We start from the raw sequence: 15,792 nt of genomic DNA, 5'->3' as shown, positions 1-15,792 counted from the left end.
CACCCGGTATTTCGACCGGAGGAAATTCGATAGGAGCATAAAATGTTCAGGACCTCGCTCAAGAAAGCGAAGACCATCGCGGCGATCGGCGCCGTTTCCGCAGCGGCAATGCTGGCCGGCACCGGCACCGCCAACGCCGCCAGCGGCTTCACCGTCCGTCTCTCTCCGGTGTCCAACGCGTTCCTGTTCGTGGACGTCGAAGGGGGCGCCACGGGAGACGGCGCCAGAATCATCCAGTGGCCCTTATCGGGCGACAACCAGATCTGGCAGTTCCAGCCGGTCGGATCGCACTTCCAGATCGTCAACCGGCACAGCGGTAAGTGCATCACCAGCGACGGCGGCGTCGCCCACCAGCTCTACCAGTGGCGCTGCAAGGGCACTGACCTCCAGCTCTGGGACACCACCCTCACCCCGGGCAACGCGTTCGCTTACCCGATCAAGAACGTGGCCAGCGGCCTGTTCATGGAAGTCCTCGGCGCGAGCGGCGCCCAGGGCGCGGCCATCGACACCTGGTATTACCACAATGGCCTCAACCAGGCTTTCCTCGGCACCTCGGCGGACTAGAACGCCATATTCGCGCGTGTGCCGGGATCAGGCCGTCGTCCGCACCCGGCGGCGCGCCTCGGGGATGATGAGCGGGGTGCCCGACTGGGGATCCGCGATGATCTCGCATCGCAGGTCGAACACCTGGGCCACCAGCTCGGGCGTGACGATCCCGGCCGGCTCGCCCTCGGCCACGATGCCGCCGTCGCGCATGACGATGAGGTGGGTGGCGTAACGGCACGCCTGGTTGAGGTCGTGCAGGACCGCCACCATCGTGCGTCCGGCCTCGTGCAGGTCGGCGCAGAGGTCCAGCACCTCGATCTGGTGGGAGATGTCGAGGAACGTCGTCGGCTCGTCGAGCAGCAGAATCGGCGTCTCCTGCGCCAGCGCCATCGCCAGCCACACCCGCTGCCGCTGGCCGCCGGACAGCTCGTCCACGATCCGGTCGGCCAGTTCGGCCACGTCGGTGGCGCGCATCGCCTCGGTCACCGCGGCCTCGTCCGCGCGCGACCACTGCCGCATCAGCTTCTGGTGCGGGTAGCGGCCACGGGCCACCAGGTCCGTCACGGTGATCCCGTCGGGCACGATCGAGCTCTGCGGCAGCAGCCCGAGCCGCCTGGCCACCTCCTTCGACGGCAGTGAGGTGATCACGCTGCCGTCGAGGTGGACCGCGCCCTTCCTGGGCTTGAGCATTCTGGCCAGGGCGCGCAGGAGGGTGGACTTGCCGCAGGCGTTCGGCCCGATGATCACGGTGAACGACTCGTCGGGGATCGTCACGTCCAGCTCGGCCGCCACGACGCGCTGGTCGTAGGCGAGGGTGAGGTCGCTGCCCGACAGCCGGGCGGACCGGGGGAGTGCCATCAGTAACGGTCCTTCCGCAGGAGCAGGGCGAGGTACGCGCCGCCGATCGCGGCGGTGAGCACGCCGACGGGCAGCTGGGTGGGGGCGAGCACGCGCTGGGCGGCCAGATCGGCGCCCGTCAGCAGCACGGCGCCCATGAGCGCGGACGCGACCATCGTCACCCCGGGCGAGCGGGTGAGCCGCCTGGCCAGTTGCGGCGCCGACAGGGCGACGAAGATGACCGGCCCGGCGGCGGCCGTGGCGACCGCGCACAGCAGCACGCCCACGGCGATGGCCGTGGCCCGCACGGCCTCGACCCGGATGCCCATGGCCTTCGCCGCGTCGTCGCCCATCTCGATCATCCGCATAGGCCGCGACACGAACGCGCAGACCGGCAGCAGCACCGCGAGCGCCACCGCCACCGGGATCGCGTGGTCCCAGCCGCGCCCGCTGAGGCTGCCCGTGAGCCACGCGCCCGCGGTCGCGGCGTCGTTGATGTTGGCCCTGGTCAGGAGGTAGGAGTTGGCGGACAGGAGCAGCGCGTTCGCGCCGATCCCGACGAGCACCAGCCGGTACCCCTGCACGCCCCCACGATGAGCCAGCGCGTAGACCAGCACGGCGGTGCCGACGCAGCCCGCCAGCGCGCCGCCCGCGATCTGCAGCGCCGTGCCGCCCGCGATCACGCCGAGGATGCCGCCGGTCGAGGCGCCGGCGGTGAAGCCGATGAAGTCGGGGCTGCCGAGCGGGTTCCTGGTCAGGCTCTGGAAGATCGCCCCGCTCACCCCGAACGCCGCGCCCACCAGCAGCCCGGTGACCACCCTGGGCGCGCGCAGCTTGCCCACGATCAGCTCGGCGACGGGCGTGCCGTGGCCGAACAGCGCGGTCAGCACATCGGGTACGGGCACGGTGAACTCGCCGGTCGAGATCGCCGCCACGGCCACGGCGAACGCGACCAGAACGAGGACCAGGCCGACGACGAGGGCCCGCGGCGCCAGCCGTACGGACCAGGGGCCGAAACGCAGACTCATAGCGCGGCCAGCCTCCTGCGCCTGGCCATCAGGATGAAGATCGGCGCGCCGACCACGGCGCACATGATGCCCACCTGCACCTCGCCGGGCCGGGCGATGAGCCGCCCCGCCACGTCCGCCGCCAGCAGCAGCACGGGCGCGGCCAGCATCGTGTACGGCAGCACCCACCGCTGATCCTGACCCACCACGGCGCGTACGGCGTGCGGCACGGCCAGCCCGACGAACCACAGCGGCCCGGCCGCGGCCGTGGCCGAGCCGCAGAGCAGCGTGACCGAAACGGCCGTGAGGACCCGCGTGCGGGTGACGGCCACGCCCAGCGCTTTGCCGGCGTCGTCGCCCAGCGCGAGCATGTTCAGCGGCCTGGCCAGCAGCAGCCCCACCACCAGGCCGATGACCATGAAGGGCGCGAGCCGCAGCAGCACGTCGGAGGTCTGCCCGGCCAGGGAACCGGTCAGCCAGAACCGCATCCGGTCGAACGTCTGGGAGTCCATGCGCAGGATGGCCGAGGCCACCGCCGTGAAGACCATGCCGACGGCGATGCCGGCCAGCGCCAGCCGTACCGGACCGGCGCCGGAGCGGCCGGACGAGCCCAGCGCGTAGACGACGACGGAGGCCAGGGCGGCGCCGCCGAACGCGAACCACACGTAGACGGCCGGGTCCGAGAGCCCGAACAGCCCCAACGCGAGGGTGACGCCCAGCGCGGCGCCCTCGTTGATGCCGAGCAGGCCGGGGTCGGCCAGGGGGTTGCGGGTCAGGCTCTGCATCAGCGCCCCCGCCAGCCCGAGCGCGGCACCCACGCCGATGCCCAGCAGGGTCCGCGGGACGCGCAGCTCGCGGATGACCGTGTGGTCACTCGACCCGTTGGGGGCGGTCAGCGCGTCCAGCACCGTGGACAGCGGCACCGACCGCGCCCCCAGCGCCACGCTCGCCATCGCCACCAGCACCAGCACGCCGAACGCGACCACCAGCCCACCGGCCAGCGCGGCCGGACGTCCCCGGGACACCACAGGCTCGTCCGCGACCAACGTTGTGACCTGCTCACCCACAGGCAACCCCACCCCCTTTCGTCCCAGCCGAATTTACGCGAGGCTAATGTAAAGCCTCGGTAGCAAGGCAAGCCTAACCTTAGGAGATTGACATGTCGGGACCGATACTGCCACGCAGGGGGTTCCTCGCGGCCACGGCAGGTTTCGCGGCGGCCCTGACGCTGGCGGCCTGCGGTGACGAGGGCACCCCCACCCAGGCGGCCCCGACGGGAGCGGCGGGCGGGTGGACGTTCACCGACGACCGCGACAAGAAGCTGAGCCTGCCCAAGCGCCCTGCCCGGGTGGTCGCCCAGGTCGGCTCCGCGGCGGCGTTGTGGGACTTCGGCGTGCGCCCGGTCGGCGTCTTCGGCCCGCACAAGCTCAAGGACGGCACCAGAGACCCCCAGGTGGGCAACGTCGACATCACCAAGGTCCAGGGACTGGGCAACGTCTGGGACGAGTTCAACGTCGAGCAGTACATCGCGCTCCAACCCGACCTGCTGGTCAGCAGCATGTACATCAAGGGCACGCTCTGGTACGTGCCGGAGAAGTCGAAGGCCACGATCGAGCAGGTCGCCCCGACGGCCGGCATCATGCTCACCGGGCGCAGCGCCATGCAGGTGATCGGCAAGTACGAGGAGCTGGCCAAGTCGCTGGGCGCGGACCTGCAGGGGGTGCCGGAGGCCAAGGCCCGGCTGGAGGCGGCCAGCAAGGAGCTGGCGGCGTTCAAGGACCTCAAGATCCTCATGATGTCGGCGGGCCCCGACTCCATGTGGGTGGTGAACCCGCCCGAGTACCCGGACATCGTGCACCTCACCCAGAACGGCCTGAACGTGGTCACGCCCGCCAAGGTCGACGAGGGCGGCTTCTTCCAGACACTGAGCTGGGAGAACGCCGACACCTACGACGCCGACGTCATCCTGTACGACACCCGCACCCAGTCGCTCAAACCCGCGGAGATGATGAAGAAGCCCACCTTCGCCAAGCTGCCCGCGGTCAAGGCCGGGCAGCTCTTCCCGTGGAGCGCCGAGGCCCCCTACAGCTATCAGGGCTACGCCGACTTCGTGGAGGGCCTGGTCGCCAACCTGAAGAAGGCTAATAAGCTCCCGTGACCTCGACGATCTCGGCCAGCGGGAACTCCAGGTAATCGCCGGCCTCTTCGCACCAGGCGTCGAGGGCGCCGCCCTTGAGCTCGCCGTGGCTGATCGTCGCGGTCAGGCCGTCGGTCAGCGTGATGCCCGCGCGTACGCCCCGGTCGACGACGAAGCCGAGCAGTGACTGCTGCGCCGTCGGCAGCCTGGTCGCCATCCGGCCGATGACGGCCCAGGTGCGCCCGCTGCGCTCGCTAGCCGCGCGGTCGGCGGCGATCAGGCGGGCGGCGTGCTCGTGCGGGTCGGGGATCGGTTCGGCGATGTTGTGCGGCATCGCCTCGAACTCCGCCATCGCCTCGAACTCCGACAGCTCGGCCACCTGACCGCCGGGCAGCAGGATGAGCTTGCCGTTCGGCGGCTCCTCGACACGGGTGCGGCGGATCGTGATCTCGCCGCCACCGTCGACGACCGGGACGGGTGAGTAGCCGGCCTCGCGCAGCGCGCCGAGCGTCCGTTCGGGGCCCGCCGAGCTCACCAGCACGGTGGGGGCGAGCAGCCGCAGGCCGAGCCGGGTCAGCCGCCGGTGACCGGCGATCTCGGCCAGCAGGGCCGGGTCGGAGGCCTGCACCACGCAGCCCACCATGGTCACCGTCACCTCGCCGTGCCTGCGGGCGACGTCGCGTACGAGGTATTCGAGAGGCTGCGGGATGGTGCCGACGCCGGACAGCTCCGTCAGCAGTTCGTCGGCCTCGTAGCCGTGGTCCAGCGCGCGGCGCACGCTCTCGGTGGTGAACCGCCACACCGAGGCCGCGCCCCGCGACTCCCGCTCGGCCACCCGGTCGAGCAGCGCGGCCAGCTCGGCGGACGGCGGTCCCGTCACCACCGCGGTCAGGTCGGGCCCGAACAGCGCGCTCCTGCGGACGCTGGCCAGCGCCCTGGTCGACGCCTCCATGAGCATCGGGTCGTGCTCGACCAGCGGCACCGCGTCGTCGCTCTCGTCGCCCGCCTTGGCGGCCAGCCCGGCCAGCGCCCGGCCCAGGTCGGTGAGCGAGTCGTTGGCCAGCAGGCCGAGCAGCCGCGCCTCGTCGAGCACCGCGGACGTGCACTCGGCCAGCAGCGCCTGGTCGAGCAGCGGAGAGTGCCAGTGGACGTTGCGGACCAGACCGGCGCGGTCGGCGAAGGCCGTGCCGGACGGCAGATGGGACAGGACCGACAGCACCGCCCGGCGCACGCGCGCCACGGCGGCGCCCGACTGGTCGTCGCCCAGCACGGTGCCGTACTTGCCGTCGATCTTGCGCAGCGACGAGCGCTCCATGCGCCGCCAGGCCGACAGCAGCACCCGCAGCCTGGCCGAGCCCTCGTCGAGCCGCCAGCGGTCGAACCGCTCGGTGGGGATCATGCCGCCGGACGCCTCGTCCCAGGCCAGCAGCCTGGCCACGGTGCAGACCTCCAGCAGCAGCCGGGTCTCGTCCTCGTCGCAGCCGGTCTCCTTGGCCACCCTGCGTACCTCGCGCACGCCCACGCCGCCGGTCTTCAGCAGTGGCAGCGGCGCCTTGGAGGTGTTGTCGAGCAGCGCCGCGCACCGTTCGACCACGTGCGGGGCGGCCAGTGTCATCAGGTGATCGACCTCTTCCGGGTCGATCGGGATCGTGACCACCTCGGGCGGCTCGGGGGTGAACGGCGGGTGGTAGCCGGGCCCGCGCAGGCCGAGCGCCACCTCGCGCGGCATCTCGGCGACGTGCCAGCTCGGCCGGTAGAGGAGGCCGTGGTCGGCGGACCACTTCTCCGGCGTGCCGGGTATGACGAACCGGCCGCCGTCGACGTCGCGTACGGGGCCGTCCCAGGCGAAGCCGTCGAGCAGCTTGACCGTGCCCTCGGGGGCGTGGCACAGCAACGCGTCGAGCCGCGCGCGGTCGCCGAGCACCTCGCTCGCCCGGCTGATCGTGCGGCGCTTGTTGCCGTGGGGCGGGAGCCCCAGGTTTCGGGCGAGCGAACGCAGCGTGTCGGCGCTGATCGTCCAGGAGTTGAGGTAGTGGTCGAGCGGCTCGCCCAGGCCGAGTGGCGCGGTCCACCACCGGGACACGCCCTCGGCCAGGCGGATGACGCCCTCGCCGTCGGGCCAGGCAAGTGCGTGATCATGGAGGAGGTCGAGCCAGGGGGTCATCTCCTCGGCCGGCACGCCGAGGAAGGCCGCCAGCCGCTCGGGAGTGGCGTGCCGGACGACCAGGCACGCCTGAGCCAGCTCAAGGCAGGGAAGAGGCAGGCCGCGCAGGGCCTCCATCACGGCGAATCCGTTGCCGAGCCGTTGGGCCAGGGTGTCGAGCCGCCGCGGCCAGGGCGCCGCGATGGCGTCGGGCCGGGTCGCCAGGATGCGTCCCAGCCTGTCTTCGTCAAGTGTTCGTAGCCAGCCGAGCAGGTGATCATCCATCTGTCAGCACTCTCATGGGGTCGCACGCAGGGACTCACCGTGAGCCATGAGCATCCACGGTAATGCAGATCACCCCCGGTCAGGAGAGGACTGCCCAGACGATCTTCCCGTGGGGCGCGAGTGCGGACCAGCCCCATCGATGGCTGAGCGATTCGACGATGTGGAGTCCGAGGCCGCCGGTGTCGAGAGGGCCAGGGTATCTCAGCGTGGGCACCGATGAGCCTGGATCGGTGAAGGCGCTGGTGACCAGTGGGCCGCGGCGCACCAGGGACATGTGGACCGGGCGCCGGCAACGGCCCTCGGCCAGGTGTAACCCGTGCCGCAGCGCGTTGGTCGCCAACTCGGAGACCACCAGCTCCATGTTCTCGATCAGCTCGCCGAGCCCCCACGCCGTCAGGGTGCCGTTGGTGTAGCTGCGGACGGCGTGGATCGAGGACGGCGTGGGCGGGAGCACGAACGTGGCGCTCATGGCCGGCCCTGGAACCAGCAGGTCACGCGCGGCCTCCGGCCACCACCCGACCGGGGGCCACCAGTCGAACGTGGTCCACTGGCCCTGCGTCGCCGTGGTGGTTTGCACATTGATCATTCTGGAGCAAACTCTCGTGCAGGTGCAAGAGCGAATGCACGTGCAGACACCCCGTGCAACCGCTACCTTTGCCTCAAAAGGTCAATCGGTGGGAAAGGGGATCTTGTCCGCGGCATATGATCTTTCGGCCGTGGAGTGACAGACTGTGTGCTAAGGAAACGACCAAGGAGCAGCACGTGTCCCTCGATCCGCCCGGTTCAGGTTCGACCGTTCGGCGCATCATGCTTGGCGCCAGTTTGCGGCGGCTGCGTGAAGCCAGCGAGCTCACCCGCGACCAGGCCGGATTCCACATCCGGGCGTCCGAGTCCAAGATCAGCCGTATGGAACTCGGTCGCGTCGGATTCAAGACACGCGATGTGGAGGACCTGCTCACCCTGTACGGCGTCGTCGACGACGCCGAGCGCCGTGCTCTGCTGGAGATGGTCCGCGAAGCCAACACCCCCGGGTGGTGGCACAAGTATTCAGCCGTTCTGCCCGCGTGGTTCACCACGTACGTGGGGTTGGAGGAAGCAGCCAGCGTGATCCGTACCTATGAGGTGCAGTTCGTGCCTGGCCTGTTGCAGACGGCTGCATACGCACGCGCGGTATACCGACTCGGCAACCCCGATGAGACCCCTGGGCAGATCGAGCGCCGCGTGCATCTGCGCATGCAGCGACAAGAGCGCTTCACGCAGAAGGACGGCCCACGACTGTGGGCGGTCATCGACGAAGCGACCCTCAAGAGGACCATCGGCGGGCGGGAGGTCATGTCCGAGCAGCTTCAGCATCTGCTGGAAGTCGCCGCCCTTCCCAACATCACCATTCAGGTGATGCCCTTCAGGTACGGCATGCATGCCGCTGAAGGTGGCGCTTTCAGCATCTTGCGATTTCCCGAGTCCGACTTGTCGGACGTTGTCTATGTCGAGCAGCTCTGGGGTGCCCTGTACCTGGACAAGCGTGAGGACATCGATCCATATCTCACGGCTATGGAGCAGTTATGCGTGGAGAGCACCACGCCAGGGGGCACAGTCGAGCTCATCGGCGGTCTTCTCAGAAAGATGTAGATGAAGCAGACCTATAACGGCATGCCCGCGGCCGACCTCAAGCAGGTCGCCTGGCGCAAGAGCCGCTACAGCAACTCACAGGGGAACTGCGTCGAACTCGCGAAGCTCCCCGACGGCGGGGTGGCGGTGCGAAACTCACGCTTCCCCGATGGCCCGGCCCTGATCTACACCCGCGACGAGATCCGGGCCCTCGTGCTCGGAGTGAAGGATGGGGAGTTCGACGGCCTGCTGGTGTAACAGGCTGTTAACCTCCGGCGCGGCTCCTTAACGGAGGCGCGCCGGAGGCGTAACCGCCCTGCCTCCTCCGGCCTCCATGATCGAGACATGCTCGACCAAATGACCCTCTATCCGATCGCCGACGACGTGCTCTTCGCACCCGGCGGCAAGGTCGTGATACGCACCTACGGCGTCGCGCCCGCGGCCTCCGGCGGTGCCGTCTCCTATCGCACCTGGGTCACGGGCGTCCGTGACCAACCGCGTTACTGGCACTGGGGACACTTCGAGGATGCCGCCTCCGGGCATCGCAGGGTGCTGGAGTGGCTGACGGGGAGGGGGCCGCAGCCTACCCAAGCGGTCGCTTGATCGGCTAGGGTGAAGGCCGAGCAATCGCTTGGTCAAAGGAGCCCTGGATGCGGCGTGGGATCTACCTTCTCGAAGAGGTCGACTTCCGGCCCATGAACTCGCGCCGGCCGATGGAGTACCTGACCTGGCTGACCCGCTACAAGCGCGAGGACGAGGCCCGCCAGGCGCCCACGCTGACCTCCGGCATGTCCATCAGATCCCGCGAGATCGACCTGGCCGGCGCCTTCTACGCCGTGGGCATCACCGGCCACCCGCAGTTCAAGGCGGTCACGCTGTGGGACTGTCACGGCGGCTGGGACGGCGGCTGGCGCCAGATGATGGAGATCTACCAGGGCGTGGACGAACGCCTGTTCCTCTCCGACATCGACGACCTGCGCTTCTCCGCGTTCTCCCGTCCGCTCGGCGCCGTGCCGGGCTGCCCGGACCTGAGCGAGGTGGACACCGCCGAGTTCTACGTGTTCGAGAGCGCCCGCGTACGACCCGGCGCCGCCCTCGACTACCTGGAGGCGGTCCGCACCGAACGCGCCCCGCTGCTGGCCGAGCACGGCCACCACCTGGTCGGCCTGTACGAGGTCCTGTTCTGCGACACCGAGGCCGTCACGGTCTGGGGCGTGTCGCTCGACGACCACCTGAGGACGCAGCGGGCCCGTGACGCCGCCCTCGGCCTCGACGACGAGGTGCCGCCCGACAAGCGCCTGCTCGACTGGTCCAGGCGGGCCCGCGACTTCCTCGACGGGCCGTGGCGCGAGACCCTCCTGTCACCCTTCCCCGGCAGCCGTCTGGCGCCCGGAGGCGCATCGAGTTAGCGTCGTGCTGCGGAGGTAGCCATGACGGACTCGTGCCTCTCTAACGGGCAGAGCTCCGACGACCACGTCGCCTCGTGTCCCGACTGCAGCGCGGCCATCGCGCTCCTCGACGCGCCGGGTGAGGCGGTCGCCCCACCTCCCAGGCTGCGCGACGCGATGCTGTCCAAGGCGCGGCTGCGGCGCAGCCCCGCCGAGACCGCGGTCGCGGCCGTGGCCGTTCCCTACGCCCAGCAGGTGGCGCTCATGGACGAACTGCTGGGCGAGCTGAGCGTGGCGCAGTGGGAGGCGCCGCTGGCCAAGCACGGCACCGTACGCGGCATGGTCGAGCACCTGGCCGCCAACGACGCCAGAGTCGCGGCCTTCATGGGCCTACCGGCCGTCGCCGGCCTGCCGGTCCACCGGCGCTGGCGCGCGCAGGCCGGTTCCCTGCTCGAACGCGTCTCCGGCAGCTCCGGCGTGCTGCTCGGCGTCGAGGTGGAACTGGCCGGGACCGGTACCCGCCCGGTGCGCGGGCCGCTGCGGCACGCGATGATCCAGCGGACGTTCGAGACCTGGACGCACGCCGACGACATCAGGAGCGCCACCGCCAGGTCCTCGGCGCCCCCGGCCGACGAGCACGTGCGCATGATCGCCGAGTTCGGGCTGGCCCTGCTGCCCAAGGCCGTCAAGGGACCGCGCCGCGACGTGGCCGCCACCGTCATGCTGACGGGTGCCGGCGGCGGCACGTGGACGGTCCCGCTCTCGCCGACGCCGGACCGCGTCGCCGTGCTGGTGTCGGCGGACGCGGTCCACTTCTGCAAGCTGCTGGCCAACCGGTGGCCGCCGGGCTCCTTCCCGTACGCGGCCGAGGGAGATCCCGCGCTCGCCCGCGAGCTGATGCGGGCCGCGGCCACGCTGGGGTGTGACTGATGGCCGGCGACCTGGACCTGCACGCCCGCCTGGTCGCGGGCGACCTCGACGCGCTCGCCGCCGCCTATGACGAGCACAGCCCGTTCGTGTACGGGGTGGCGGTCAAGGTCACGGGGAGCCGGGCGTTCGCCGAGGAGATCACCCAGGACGTGTTCGTCGCGCTGTGGGAACGGCCGCTGTCGTACGAGCCCCGGTACGGCTCGCTGCGCGGCTGGCTGGTGAGCAAGGCGCTGCACGCGTCGGCCGTACGGGCTGAGGTCGGCTGACCGGCGCGTACGGGTTGGGTCAGGTGACCTGGGTGTCGGCGCGGGTGCGCTGAGGTCAGGTGACCGGGGCGTTCCAGGTCGTCACCACGGGTTCGGCGTGTTCGAAGCCGAGCCGTGAGTACGTGCCGGTGTCGAGCTTGAGCAGGCGGCCGTCGGCGGGTGGCAGGCCCAGCCAGCGGGCCGCCAGCACGCGCAGGAAGTGCCCGTGCGCCACCAGCGCCACCCGTCCCTCGGCCGCTTTCGCCCTGGCGATCACCCGGTCGGCCCGCGCTCCGACGTCGGCCGCGCTCTCCCCAGGGTGCTCGGCGTCGCCGGGGATCACGCCGTCACGCCATAGGTACCAGCCCGGATGGGTCTCCCGGATCTTCGGCGTGGTGATGCCCTCGTAGCCGCCGTAGTCCCACTCCCACAGATCCGCATCCACCTCGTACGCCTCCAGCCCGGCCAGCTCCGCCGTGCGGCGGGCCCGCTGGGCGGGGGACACCAGCACCAGATCGAACGGCACCTCCTTGACCAGCGGCGCCAGCGCCCGAGCCTGCTCCTCGCCGGCGGGCGTCAACGGCACGTCGGTGCGGCCCGTGTGCTTGCCCGCCGTGCTCCACTCTGTCGCGCCGTGCCTGAGCAACACCATCTCATCCATGCCTCCCATCATCCGGCACGGTTGACCTCAACCATGGTTCAGGTAGCAGGCTGGGAGGCATGCACACGATAAGGCTCCATTCTTTCGGTCCCGCCGAGAACCTCCGCTATGAGTCCGCCCCCGACCCCTCCCCAGGGGTCGGCGAGGTCCGCATCGCCGTACACGCCATCGGGGTGCACTTCATCGAGACGCTGTTCAGACGGGGCATGCCCGTCGGCCCGCACCCCGCGCCCGACCTGCCCACGACGTTCGGTCAGGAGGTGGCGGGAGTGGTCGAGTCGGTAGGTGGCGGCGTCGACGCCGGCCTGGTGGGCAGCCGTGTGGTGACCGGCGAGGTGACGTCGGGCGGCTACGCCTCCCTCGCCATCGCGCCCGCTTCCGGTCTCGTGGTGCTGCCCGACCGGCTGGAGTACGGTGCGGCGGTCGCCATGCACACGACCGGCGCCACCACGCTGGGAGTGCTGGAGCTCGCCCCCGTGACCGCCTCGGACGTGGTGCTGGTCATGGCCGCCGCCGGCGGGATCGGCACGCTGCTCGTCCAGCACGCCCGCCGGGTGGGCGCGACGGTCGTCGGAGCCGCGGGCGGTCCCGCGAAGGCGGCCCGGGTCCGCTCGCTGGGTGCCGAGCTGGCGGTCGACTACGACGCGCCCGACTGGGCCGACGTGGTGCGGGAGTCGATCGGCGACGTCACGATCGTCTTCGACGGGGTGGGCGGCAAGCTCGGCCGGGCCGCGTTCGAACTCCTCAGCGAAGGTGGGCGGCAGGTCGTGTTCGGGCAGGCGTCGGGGGAGTGGTTCCACCCGGAGGAGGCCGAGTTGAAGGCCCGCGGCGTGACCTCGTACGACGGCATCGGCTACCTGCTCAGCCGCGAGGGCGGCCGCACCGACCTGCGGGACCGGGCCCTGGAGGCGGCGGCGAACGGCGAACTCACGCCCGCCGTCCAGTCCTTCCCGCTGGCGGAGGCCGCCGCCGCCCACGCGGCCCTGGAGACTAGGAACACCATGGGCAAGGTGATCCTCATCCCGTAGCGAGCTCCTCGACGATCGGGGTGAAGGCATCGAGGTCGCGCTCATGATGCACCACGAAATACGAAATATCGTGCTCATCCCGCCAGTAGCGGAGCTTGTCGACTATGTCGCGATGGGTTCCGAGGAGTACCTGGGGCGTCTCGTCCAGCTGTGAGGTGTCGGCGGCGCTCCAGGTCTCCTCCGGCTTGCGCACGCCCACCTGGACCACGCTCGTGCCCAGTTCCAGCCGGTCGTAGCGGTCGCCGGCGGCCGCGCGCACCGTCTGGAGCTTGTCCATGAACGCCTGCCGCCCGCCGTCGCTCCCATCGGGGCCGGAGCCGTCGGCGCGTACCCGCATCCCCAGGTTCACCACGTCGGCCTCCCGCGCGGCCAGTCGCAGCATCCGCGGCCCGCCCCCGCCGAGCAGCAGTCGCGGATGGGGCCGCTGCACGGGCTTGGGCTGCTGGTCGAGCGCCCGTATCTGGTAATGCTTCCCGTCGAAGCTGAACGGCCCGTCGCCCCACAGCCCCTTGAGCACGGCCACGGCCTCACCCAGCCGTTCCACCCGCACCCCGGGCGACTCGAACCGCAGACCCGCCTGCTGGTAGTCGTCCGCCATCCAGCCGGTCCCGAGCCCGACGTCGAGCCGCCCGTCGGACAGCACGTCGAGGGTCGCCGTCTCCTTGGCCAGCACCGCCGGATGCCGGAAGTCGTTCGCGAACACGAGGGTCCCCATCCGCAGGCGCGTCGTGGCGCTCGCGGCGGCGGCCAGTGCCGCCACGGGGGCGAATCGCGGCCCGACCAGGTGGTCGGGCACGAGCAGCACCTCGAACCCGGCGCTCTCCAGCCGCCTGGCCTTGTCCGCCCACGCCTTGCCCGACTCCGCCTGCCGCACCACCGCCCCAAACCTGAACCGCCGCACGGGCCACCTCATTTTCTGATTTGAGCAAGCGCTTGTCTGCTCCGTTAGCTTAAAGGCGATCGCCCCACATGGCACCACCCGCCGCTCTTCACGTCCGTCCGCGTCAGCCCGCGTCATCCGTCCGCGTTAGTCATCCATGTTCGCCGTCCGCGCCCGCCGCCCGCCGTCCGCGTCTGCTGTCCGTATGTGCTGCCCTTGCCCGCAACTCGCGTCTGACCCGCGTTAGTCATCCGTGTCCGCTGCCCGCGTCTGCTGTCCGTGTGCGCTGCCCTTGCCCGCAACTCGCGTCTGACCCGCGTCTGTCGTCCGCGTCCGGTGTCGGGGCCATCGTGTTGGTCCGTGCCTGTCGACCGCGCCCGTGGCTGTTCGCCGTTCGCGCCCTGTCGTGCCTGTTGTTCGTGCTCGCCATGCGTGCTCTGTTCAGGCTCGCGTGCCTACCTGCGGGCTTTTCTTTTCTCTTCTTTACGGCACGGCCGGGTTGGCCGCCACCCGCCGTTCGCGGCTGGGGGCCTCCAGGAAAACGGCCGCTGAACCCGCACGTGGCCGGGCGCCGTTACGTGCGCATTGTTGACCGTCTCCGGGGTTTGGTGCCGAGCGTTACCTCGTTGAGGGCTGTTGCCCCGGTCTTCCGGTTGAGGGTGCTCTGTGAAGCCGTGCCGTCTAAAGCGGATGGAGTGCCACGAAGCGGATATATGACCATAAAAGTAGGCACGGGGCTCTTGTTTGTCGGATGCGGCTTCGCGAAGGATCGAAGGATGAAGGTTGTCTAGGTGCTCGTGGTGCGTCGGTGGGGGCCGGAGCGTGCCAGGGGCGTCTGACGTCCTCAAATGGGGGAGGAATCATGGCCGTTGCCCAGTCTCGAGCGAGCTCGTCCAAAGAGCTCTCGCTTGACATGCCGCTGTTGAGCATCAAGGTCCGTCCTTCGGATCTGCGGATGCCGCATGTCGGGATGCCACATGTCGGGATGCCGCATCTGGAAATGCCGCGCATTTCCCGGCAGGAGGTTGGCCATGCCGTGGACGTGGCCCGGACGCTCCTTCCTCCGCCTGAGCGCATCGCCTACTACGGCGCGCTCGGCGTGCTCGCGGCCTTCGGGGTGCTCGAGTGGCCGGTGGCCGCCGCCATCGGCGCCGGGACGCTGATCGCGCGGCGCGGATGGCAAGGGGAGAGCGGGTCACCCGCCCGCAGGGCGCAGGGATCCCCGACCGCCGAGCGACCCAGCACCGCGACCACCGCGACCACGGCACCCAAGCGCACTGCCGCGCCGAAGCGCGCCGCTGCGTCGGCCGCCTCGTCGAGGCGTGCCACCGCGACCGCCGCGTCGAAGGGCGCCACCGCGACCGCTGCGCCGAGGCGCACTGCCGCGTCGAAGAGTTCCACGACGACCGCCGCGTCGAGGCGCACGGCCGCGTCGAAGGGTGTCACCTCTTCCACCGCCGCGCCGAAGGGCGCCACCGCGACCGCTGCGCCGAGGCGCTCTGCCGCGTCGAAGAGTTCCACGACGACCGCCGCATCGAGGCGCGCTGCCGCGTCGAAGGGTGTCACCTCTTCCACCGCCGCGCCGAAGAGTTCCACGACGACCGCCGAGCCGAGCCGCACTGCCGCGTCGAAGAGTTCCACCGCGACCGCCGCATCGAGGCGCGCTGCCGCGTCGAAGAGTTCCACCGCGACCGCCGCATCGAGGCGCACGGCTGCGTCGAAGGGTGTCACCGCCTCCACCGCCGCGCCGAAGCGTGCCAGCTCGTCGAAGCGCGCCGCCGCGGCGAAGGGTGCCACCTCCTCGGCCGCCGCGTCGAGGCGTGCCGCCGCGGGCGCCGGCAGCTCTACGAGGGCCTCCTCTCGGCGGACGTCCGAATCCACCACGTCACGAGGTGGTCGAAAGAGCACCGCCGGGCGTGCGCGGTCGGGCGGGTGAGGCCCGGGTTGCCCCCCGTTCTGAGCAGCCTGCCCGACTGGACGGTTCCGTCGAGGGGGCGGCATGTGGCCGTTCTCCGTTGACACCGTCCTGAGCATGCTCCCCGAACCGGTCCGGAGCATGCTCCCGCGCCCACGCCGGATACAGAAGTGCGCGGGCGG

General features: G+C 70.6%; 17 protein-coding genes. 9 read left to right on the top strand and 8 right to left on the bottom strand.

What is annotated here, in order from left to right:
• Positions 1 to 42: 42 nt before the first annotated feature.
• Positions 43 to 564 (top strand): RICIN domain-containing protein, encoded by a 522-nt coding sequence (locus ACGFNP_RS55735; protein WP_358318159.1) that lies wholly within the window; start codon positions 43 to 45, stop codon positions 562 to 564.
• 27 nt (positions 565 to 591) lie between these two features.
• Here ACGFNP_RS55735 and ACGFNP_RS55730 read toward each other — a convergent pair whose 3' ends face one another.
• Genes ACGFNP_RS55730 through ACGFNP_RS55720 form a run of 3 tightly spaced genes read right to left on the bottom strand, consistent with a single transcriptional unit; the run spans position 592 to position 3,415 of the window.
• Positions 592 to 1,404 carry an ABC transporter ATP-binding protein gene (locus ACGFNP_RS55730; RefSeq protein ID WP_393332521.1) on the bottom strand — a complete coding sequence of 271 codons (813 nt, stop codon included), beginning with the start codon at positions 1,402 to 1,404 and terminating at the stop codon, positions 592 to 594.
• Positions 1,404 to 2,411 (bottom strand): iron chelate uptake ABC transporter family permease subunit, encoded by a 1,008-nt coding sequence (locus ACGFNP_RS55725; RefSeq protein ID WP_358318161.1) that lies wholly within the window; start codon positions 2,409 to 2,411, stop codon positions 1,404 to 1,406. The genes ACGFNP_RS55730 and ACGFNP_RS55725 overlap by 1 nt, the downstream gene beginning before the upstream one ends.
• Positions 2,408 to 3,415 carry a FecCD family ABC transporter permease gene (locus ACGFNP_RS55720; protein WP_393332516.1) on the bottom strand — a complete coding sequence of 336 codons (1,008 nt, stop codon included), beginning with the start codon at positions 3,413 to 3,415 and terminating at the stop codon, positions 2,408 to 2,410. Before ACGFNP_RS55720 ends, ACGFNP_RS55725 begins: the two co-directional genes overlap by 4 nt.
• A gap of 134 nt (positions 3,416 to 3,549) precedes the next feature.
• On the opposite strand from ACGFNP_RS55720, the gene ACGFNP_RS55715 reads away from it, so the two are divergent.
• Positions 3,550 to 4,548 carry an ABC transporter substrate-binding protein gene (locus tag ACGFNP_RS55715; RefSeq protein WP_393332513.1) on the top strand — a complete coding sequence of 333 codons (999 nt, stop codon included), beginning with the start codon at positions 3,550 to 3,552 and terminating at the stop codon, positions 4,546 to 4,548.
• Here ACGFNP_RS55715 and ACGFNP_RS55710 read toward each other — a convergent pair.
• Together ACGFNP_RS55710 and ACGFNP_RS55705 are read right to left on the bottom strand one after the other, a co-directional pair.
• Positions 4,532 to 6,955, bottom strand: a complete 2,424-nt coding sequence (locus tag ACGFNP_RS55710) for a helicase-associated domain-containing protein (RefSeq protein WP_393332510.1) — start codon at positions 6,953 to 6,955, stop codon at positions 4,532 to 4,534. The genes ACGFNP_RS55715 and ACGFNP_RS55710 overlap by 17 nt on opposite strands.
• 79 nt (positions 6,956 to 7,034) lie before the next feature.
• Positions 7,035 to 7,541, bottom strand: a complete 507-nt coding sequence (locus tag ACGFNP_RS55705) for an ATP-binding protein (RefSeq protein ID WP_393332507.1) — start codon at positions 7,539 to 7,541, stop codon at positions 7,035 to 7,037.
• Between the two features lie 221 nt (positions 7,542 to 7,762).
• Here ACGFNP_RS55705 and ACGFNP_RS55700 point away from each other — a divergent pair, with 221 nt between their 5' ends.
• From ACGFNP_RS55700 to ACGFNP_RS55675, 6 genes are all read left to right on the top strand, one after another.
• On the top strand, positions 7,763 to 8,584 hold the full coding sequence (locus ACGFNP_RS55700; protein ID WP_214643811.1) for a helix-turn-helix transcriptional regulator: 822 nt from the start codon (positions 7,763 to 7,765) through the stop codon (positions 8,582 to 8,584).
• Positions 8,585 to 8,821 carry a DUF397 domain-containing protein gene (locus tag ACGFNP_RS55695; RefSeq protein WP_214643800.1) on the top strand — a complete coding sequence of 79 codons (237 nt, stop codon included), beginning with the start codon at positions 8,585 to 8,587 and terminating at the stop codon, positions 8,819 to 8,821. It begins immediately after the preceding gene.
• Positions 8,822 to 8,908: 87 nt separating this feature from the next.
• Positions 8,909 to 9,166, top strand: a complete 258-nt coding sequence (locus ACGFNP_RS55690; RefSeq protein WP_219533256.1) for a hypothetical protein — start codon at positions 8,909 to 8,911, stop codon at positions 9,164 to 9,166.
• Between the two features lie 47 nt (positions 9,167 to 9,213).
• Complete coding sequence (locus tag ACGFNP_RS55685; protein ID WP_393332503.1) at positions 9,214 to 9,972, top strand: hypothetical protein; 759 nt, start codon at positions 9,214 to 9,216, stop codon at positions 9,970 to 9,972.
• Between the two features lie 21 nt (positions 9,973 to 9,993).
• Positions 9,994 to 10,881 (top strand): hypothetical protein, encoded by an 888-nt coding sequence (locus ACGFNP_RS55680; protein ID WP_393332500.1) that lies wholly within the window; start codon positions 9,994 to 9,996, stop codon positions 10,879 to 10,881.
• Positions 10,881 to 11,147 carry a sigma factor gene (locus ACGFNP_RS55675; protein WP_358318168.1) on the top strand — a complete coding sequence of 89 codons (267 nt, stop codon included), beginning with the start codon at positions 10,881 to 10,883 and terminating at the stop codon, positions 11,145 to 11,147. The genes ACGFNP_RS55680 and ACGFNP_RS55675 overlap by 1 nt, the downstream gene beginning before the upstream one ends.
• A 55-nt stretch (positions 11,148 to 11,202) precedes the next feature.
• On the opposite strand, the gene ACGFNP_RS55670 is transcribed toward ACGFNP_RS55675, so the two are convergent.
• A complete protein-coding gene (locus tag ACGFNP_RS55670; RefSeq protein ID WP_393332497.1) occupies positions 11,203 to 11,787 on the bottom strand; it encodes a histidine phosphatase family protein in 585 nt (194 codons plus the stop codon).
• Between the two features lie 59 nt (positions 11,788 to 11,846).
• Here ACGFNP_RS55670 and ACGFNP_RS55665 point away from each other — a divergent pair, with 59 nt between their 5' ends.
• Positions 11,847 to 12,815: a zinc-binding dehydrogenase gene (locus tag ACGFNP_RS55665; RefSeq protein WP_393332495.1), complete on the top strand. Its 969-nt coding sequence runs from the start codon at positions 11,847 to 11,849 to the stop codon at positions 12,813 to 12,815.
• Here ACGFNP_RS55665 and ACGFNP_RS55660 read toward each other — a convergent pair.
• Together ACGFNP_RS55660 and ACGFNP_RS55655 are read right to left on the bottom strand one after the other, a co-directional pair.
• Positions 12,805 to 13,716, bottom strand: coding sequence for a TIGR03621 family F420-dependent LLM class oxidoreductase (locus ACGFNP_RS55660; protein WP_393332492.1), 912 nt, complete (start codon positions 13,714 to 13,716; stop codon positions 12,805 to 12,807). The genes ACGFNP_RS55665 and ACGFNP_RS55660 overlap by 11 nt on opposite strands.
• Positions 13,717 to 14,778: 1,062 nt before the next feature.
• Positions 14,779 to 15,576 (bottom strand): hypothetical protein, encoded by a 798-nt coding sequence (locus ACGFNP_RS55655; protein WP_393332490.1) that lies wholly within the window; start codon positions 15,574 to 15,576, stop codon positions 14,779 to 14,781.
• Positions 15,577 to 15,792 lie beyond the last annotated feature (216 nt).

It is taken from the genome of Nonomuraea sp. NPDC049269 (assembly GCF_043197155.1).
GTDB lineage: Bacteria > Actinomycetota > Actinomycetes > Streptosporangiales > Streptosporangiaceae > Nonomuraea.
This window is presented reverse-complemented; position numbering and strand designations above follow the sequence as displayed.

Excerpts from the sequence above, each read along its gene's own strand:
- ACGFNP_RS55725 (WP_358318161.1), bottom strand. The coding sequence starts at position 2,411 with ATGAGTCTGCGTTTCGGCCCCTGGTCCGTACGGCTGGCGCCGCGGGCC.
- ACGFNP_RS55705 (WP_393332507.1), bottom strand. The coding sequence starts at position 7,541 with ATGATCAATGTGCAAACCACCACGGCGACGCAGGGCCAGTGGACCACG.
- ACGFNP_RS55735 (WP_358318159.1), top strand. The coding sequence starts at position 43 with ATGTTCAGGACCTCGCTCAAGAAAGCGAAGACCATCGCGGCGATCGGC.
- ACGFNP_RS55685 (WP_393332503.1), top strand. The coding sequence starts at position 9,214 with ATGCGGCGTGGGATCTACCTTCTCGAAGAGGTCGACTTCCGGCCCATG.
- ACGFNP_RS55665 (WP_393332495.1), top strand. The coding sequence starts at position 11,847 with ATGCACACGATAAGGCTCCATTCTTTCGGTCCCGCCGAGAACCTCCGC.
- ACGFNP_RS55680 (WP_393332500.1), top strand. The coding sequence starts at position 9,994 with ATGACGGACTCGTGCCTCTCTAACGGGCAGAGCTCCGACGACCACGTC.
- ACGFNP_RS55700 (WP_214643811.1), top strand. The coding sequence starts at position 7,763 with ATGCTTGGCGCCAGTTTGCGGCGGCTGCGTGAAGCCAGCGAGCTCACC.
- ACGFNP_RS55715 (WP_393332513.1), top strand. The coding sequence starts at position 3,550 with ATGTCGGGACCGATACTGCCACGCAGGGGGTTCCTCGCGGCCACGGCA.
- ACGFNP_RS55670 (WP_393332497.1), bottom strand. The coding sequence starts at position 11,787 with ATGGATGAGATGGTGTTGCTCAGGCACGGCGCGACAGAGTGGAGCACG.
- ACGFNP_RS55730 (WP_393332521.1), bottom strand. The coding sequence starts at position 1,404 with ATGGCACTCCCCCGGTCCGCCCGGCTGTCGGGCAGCGACCTCACCCTC.
- ACGFNP_RS55710 (WP_393332510.1), bottom strand. The coding sequence starts at position 6,955 with ATGGATGATCACCTGCTCGGCTGGCTACGAACACTTGACGAAGACAGG.
- ACGFNP_RS55675 (WP_358318168.1), top strand. The coding sequence starts at position 10,881 with ATGGCCGGCGACCTGGACCTGCACGCCCGCCTGGTCGCGGGCGACCTC.
- ACGFNP_RS55690 (WP_219533256.1), top strand. The coding sequence starts at position 8,909 with ATGCTCGACCAAATGACCCTCTATCCGATCGCCGACGACGTGCTCTTC.
- ACGFNP_RS55695 (WP_214643800.1), top strand. The coding sequence starts at position 8,585 with ATGAAGCAGACCTATAACGGCATGCCCGCGGCCGACCTCAAGCAGGTC.